Source organism: Roseomonas sp. KE2513 (assembly GCF_016107305.1).
Taxonomy (GTDB): Bacteria; Pseudomonadota; Alphaproteobacteria; order Acetobacterales; family Acetobacteraceae; genus Roseomonas.
Map to the genome: position 1 here is coordinate 1 of NZ_RCVR01000104.1, position 4,119 is coordinate 4,119.

Genomic DNA, 4,119 nt, shown 5'->3' on the forward strand with positions numbered 1-4,119 from the left:
TAGAACACATGGAGGAGCGCGAGCCCAACCCGACTATGGAAAACCCGTCTCTTGGAAAGTTGGAGCAGCGGGAGCAACATGGCGCAAACATTTTCTAGGGCATGGAAGGGTAGCCCAGACCAGTTGGGCGACTGCACGGGGTCTTCGCCTGTGCGACATGTGTCGGTGTTGTCTGAGGCGGGCACTGCTCCCAATGCCTCTCCTTGCGATGCGTGGGGTGATGCCGCGGGCGCGGCACTCGCGGCGGCAGCGGCGGTGATCGTAAGGCTTGCCGACGTGGAGCTTGGCGGGCCTGCGGCGGGGTCGCCCGCGACGCCTGGCCCGCACGCCCGGCACCGCATCGAGCGTGGGCACCAGCATGCGGCTGTCGTGGCGGTTGGCCCCACTCGGCGTCAGGCCAAGCGGCGTGCCCTGAGGGTCCGTGACAGGATGGCGCTTGGTGCCCGGCTTGCCGCGGTCCGTCGGGTTCGGCCAGATCTCCGCGCCCCCGTTTTCGCGGGCAGGCTGGCGCTGTCCAGTGCCGCCCGGCTTCAGTCCAGGGCGCCCGCGTCCTGCAGCCGCTCCAGCACCATCCGGTGCAGCCGGATCCAGCCTCCGGCTGCGTGCCACTCGCCCAACCGGCGCCGGCAGGTCTTGCCCCAGCAGCCCAGCTCAGTCGGCACTTCATGCCACTGAATGCCTGTTCGCAGCACGAACAAGATGCCCGCCAGCGCTGCTCGATCCGGTGCGCGCGGCCGACCGCCTCTCGGCTTCGGCCGCTCCCGCAGCAACAGCGGTTCCACCACTACCTAGGGGTCGTCAGAAACAAGGAGCGCCACCCCTCCCCAACGCCTTAACCCAGCTTTTGTCCCGAGCTCTTAACGTGTGGCGGGAGTGCACCACCTGCACTACGCACCAATTTGCTGGCTTTCCGGTCATTCTAATCAACCAGGAGCTTCGCCTTGCGCGTTAGTCAACAATGGCCTGGTAGCTCAGCACGCGCAGCTCGCGCCGGATTGGGTAGGTGGAGGAGGGCATGAGCTGCGTGAGCAGGATCACAGCCATATCCTCCACCGGGTCGATCCAGAACGCGGTACTAGCGGCTCCACCCCAGGCATACTCACCTGGTGTGCCGAGCACCTGGGCCCGGGCGGGATCGAGCATGACAGAGAAACCGAGGCCGAAGCCGATGCCCTCATAGCTGGATTCGCTGAAGCGCGGCTGCCCCATGGCGGCCATGTCTCCGCCCAGGTGGTTAACGGTTATCAGCTCTACGGTCTTGCGACCCAGCAGGCGCACGCCGTTCATTTTACCTTTATTCAGCATCATCTGGCAGAAGCGGAGATAGTCTCCGGCCGTGGAGCACAGGCCACCGCCGCCGGAGCAGATGGCGCGCGGCGCGGCGAAGCGGCTGCTGGCGGGATCGTCAATCAACTTCAGCGCGCCATCGGGGCCGCGGCCGTAATTGGCGGCGAAGCGGGGCACCTTCTCGGTCGGCACGTGGAAGCCTGTGTCCACCATACCGAGCGGGCCAATAACCCGGTCCTGCAGGAACTCCTCAAAGGGCCGGCCGGAAATCACAGCGACGAGATGGCCGAGCACGTCGGTGGCGATGCTATAGTTCCAGGCGGTGCCGGGCTGCGCCAGGAGGGGCAGGTGTGCGGCGCGTTCCACGACCTCGGCGAGCGTGGCATCCGAGGACTGGAAGTCCACGCCTTCGGAGCGGTACAGCGCATCCACCAGCGTGGCTTCCATGAAGCCGTAGGTCAGGCCAGAGGTGTGGGTCAGAAGGTCACGAAAGGTGAGGTCGCGCACCGCAGGCACGGTCTCGACCTTGCCGCGGGTGCCGCCGGTGAGGACGCGCTGGTTGGCGAAGTACGGCAGGAAGCGCGTGATCGGGTCATCGAGTTGGAAGTGGCCCTCCTCATAGAGCATCATGATCGCGACGCTCGCGAGGGGCTTGGTCATCGAATAGATGCGGACAATCGTGTCCTCTGCCATAGCCGTGCCGCGCTCCCGGTCGGCAAGGCCGGTGCAGCGGCTGTAAGCGACGCAGCCACGCCGCGCGACCGTCACGCTTAGCCCAGCGAGCTTGCCGTCTCCTACGAGCCGGTCCATCCATCCATCGATGCGGCTGAGGCGCTGCTGGGAAAGCCCAAGGGCCGCGGCTTCGGTTCGCACGGTCACGTCCATCAAGAATGTCCCTACTGCCCTGATGTGAGCATCCTGGGACCATCCTGAGCTTCGTGACAAATCTCGACTGCGAGAAAGTCAGCTTGGGAGGTACGTCGATAGTGGTGAACATGCACGGCTTCAAGGGTGAGCAATGCTGAAGAATGGTCAATGAAGACTGAAAGCGCTTAACTGGCTGTTATCGAGATGGCCCCACCAAAAGGGCGGAGTACAGGCATTTGTCAGAAGCCGAGTGGGCGGTCCTCTATCGAGCATCGTTTGGCCAGAACACGACGCGCAACGTTTGAAGGATAATGCGCAGATCGAACATGATGCTGAAGTTCTTCACGTAGAAAAGATCATAGCTGAGCTTGGATCGTGCGTCGTTCAGCGAGGCCTCATAAGGATAGTTGACCTGAGCCCAGCCGGTCAGGCCAGCCCGCACTAAGTGACGGTTCTCGTACAGCGGCAGTCGAGCAGCGAGTTGCTGGGTGAATTCAGGGCGCTCCGGTCTTGGGCCGACGAAAGCCATGTCTCCGCGCAGGATGCTGAATAGCTGAGGTAACTCGTCCAGCCGCGTTCGACGAAAAAGTGACCCGGTCATGGTGATGCGTGGGTCACTCCTCGCCGCCCAGACTGCGCCGGCTCGCTCGGCATTCACAGACATCGTGCGGAGCTTGATGATGCGGAACACGCGTCCGCCGCGCGATACACGATCCTGTCGGTAGAAAACGGGGCCGCCATCGCCAAGCTTCACAGCTAGAGCAGCAACTACCAAGGTGGGTGCCGTCGCAAGCAGCAGCGCGATGCTCACCACAATGTCGAGCCCTCGCTTAAGAAAGCGATCCAACGTGCCCATGGCAAAGCCATCGGCATAAAGAAGCCAATTAAGATCTAGGCGTTTGAGATCAATCCGCCCGATTTCTCTCTCCAGGAACTGCGCGTACTCGCTCACCGGGTAACCGGCCATCCGGCAGGATAGCAGGCCCTCCATGGTCAAGCCGCGCCGCTCGTCCGGGGCAACCACGATTTGGTCGGGATTTCGTCTGCGGACGGCAAGGAGGAGCCCGTCAAGCCCAGGGATAATCTCGTGGGTTGGATCCGCTGCGAGGCGGGGGTCAAGCTCTCCGAGATGGTCGTCATGCACGAAGACGACTTCGAAGGCGAGTGTATGCGCCTCATGCCTCAACAGCCACACGAGGTCCCAAGCGCGTCTGCCCGCGCCGATGATGAGGAGGCGGCGACGAAAGGCGCCCTTCAGGCGGAGCAGGTGGAGTACCAAGCGTGCGGCTAAACCAGCTCCCGCAAAGCATGGAACCGCCGCCGCGAACATCAGGTGCACGTCAGGTATGCTGAATGGAGCTGGCAGGATCGCCGTGGCCGCCCAGCCGGTGAGGCCGGCTGCACCGGCTGCAGCTGGTACGCGACCGAGGCTCTCACCCATTTGGACGAGCGCCTCACGTCGGTACAGGCCCATGGCGTAGAGGAACAGCAGGTCGGCTGCTGGAAAGAGCAAGGCGGCGGGGCTGATAGAATGATCTCTGCCAAGCAGCAGCAGCCCGCCCCAGCATGCGAAACCAAGGAAGCCTGTGTCTAGCAGGAACAAGGCGAGAGCGGCTGTAGGGCGGGCGCGTATCTGGGCGAGCACGGTATGCCTCCAAGGAGGACGTGGACTTTTCGGCCAAGCCTGGCCGATGAGAAGCGGGCGCAACACGGATGGGCGAAAGTGCCCTTTGAGGTTATAGGTACGATTTCGTTACATAACATCTGGTTAAAAGTTCGGGACAAAAGCTGGGGTGAGGCGTTGGGGGAGGGATGGCCCTCCTCGTTCCTGACGACCTCTGGGTGGTGGTGGAACCGCTGTTGTTGCGGGAACGGCCGAAGCTTCTGCTGGCGCTGCATCGCCGCCGGATCGTGGTTGTTCCCGCGGTCGGCCCTACTGGCCGCCGCACCATGCGCCTCGGGACG

At 63.3% G+C, this 4,119-nt stretch carries 2 protein-coding genes and 1 pseudogene; all 3 read right to left on the reverse strand.

The genetic code is table 11. The features are described 5' to 3' along the window. Positions 1-33: 33 nt before the first annotated feature. The 3 genes and pseudogenes from D9599_RS30210 to D9599_RS30220 all read right to left on the reverse strand — a co-directional run bounded on the left by D9599_RS30210 (position 34) and on the right by D9599_RS30220 (position 3,799). Positions 34-785 (reverse strand): annotated as a pseudogene (locus tag D9599_RS30210) (IS5 family transposase). 163 nt (positions 786-948) lie between these two features. After that, positions 949-2,172 (reverse strand): serine hydrolase, encoded by a 1,224-nt coding sequence (locus D9599_RS30215; RefSeq protein ID WP_198385045.1) that lies wholly within the window; start codon positions 2,170-2,172, stop codon positions 949-951. Between the two features lie 244 nt (positions 2,173-2,416). Continuing rightward, complete coding sequence (locus D9599_RS30220; protein WP_198385046.1) at positions 2,417-3,799, reverse strand: exopolysaccharide biosynthesis polyprenyl glycosylphosphotransferase; 1,383 nt, start codon at positions 3,797-3,799, stop codon at positions 2,417-2,419. Positions 3,800-4,119 lie beyond the last annotated feature (320 nt).